General features: G+C 48.8%; 1 protein-coding gene. It reads right to left on the reverse strand.

The features are described 5' to 3' along the window. Positions 1-35: 35 nt before the first annotated feature. The coding region (locus CKO50_RS24155; RefSeq protein ID WP_176474738.1) for a hypothetical protein at positions 36-215 on the reverse strand (180 nt) is incomplete at its 5' end.

A 215-nucleotide genomic window follows, 5' to 3' on the forward strand; every position in this document is an offset into this window, starting at 1 on the left:
GCGGTGCAAGTAAACAGACTCATTGTGCCAGCAGATCATGACAGCGCCCTGAGCAGTGCAGCCAACCACAGAGCATCTGTGTTTGATGGCAACAACACCGTATTCTGACCATGCTTGAGCTGTAACAACTCAGGCAGAGAAACAGACTCAGATGCAGCAGGCTTAGCGGCAATAAAAGATGACTCAGGTGGTTTTTTAGTGCGAAGTTTACTTCG

The sequence above is a fragment of the Pseudoalteromonas sp. HM-SA03 genome (genome assembly GCF_002289345.1).
GTDB lineage: Bacteria > Pseudomonadota > Gammaproteobacteria > Enterobacterales > Alteromonadaceae > Pseudoalteromonas.